This is a genomic window from Citrobacter sp. S46_ASV_140, assembly GCF_018919545.1.
Classification (GTDB): domain Bacteria; phylum Pseudomonadota; class Gammaproteobacteria; order Enterobacterales; family Enterobacteriaceae; genus Citrobacter; species Citrobacter braakii.
The window spans coordinates 1-373 of sequence record NZ_JAHLRC010000296.1 but is presented as its reverse complement, the minus strand read 5'-3'; the positions used below and the strand labels follow the sequence as shown (position 1 = coordinate 373).

Genomic DNA, 373 nt, shown 5'->3' with positions numbered 1-373 from the left:
GCATAAACGGCGAAAAAAAGAGTGGAGGCGAACAGAGATCCCGCCAAACCCTCTGCGCAAAGGTACGCCCTTTGATCATTCAGGAGGGACATTTTGTTTTTTTTATTATTAATAAGGATGCTGAATGGTTTTTAACGGTCTGGATAAATTATGAAAAAAGACCTGAAATTCTCAGACGGGTTGCGAAGAAGTCTGGAAGGCAGCAATAAAAAATATCCGCTTCATAACTATCTGCAGCAAAAAAAATGAACTGTCGCGAACGCAGGAAATTCTGCGCAATATATCGGGCTGGCTGAGATGAAAAATCATAAATGTGACTGTATGTCACAGGGACCGGCATTACTACCCGTACGCTATGCGGTGATTCCTGAAT

Annotated in this window: 1 protein-coding gene; it reads left to right on the top strand. The window is 42.4% G+C overall.

Annotated elements, in window-relative coordinates:
* Positions 1–209: hypothetical protein (locus KQJ19_RS23865; protein ID WP_216404296.1), on the top strand; the 209-nt coding region annotated here is incomplete at its 5' end.
* Between the last annotated feature and the right edge of the window lie 164 nt (positions 210–373).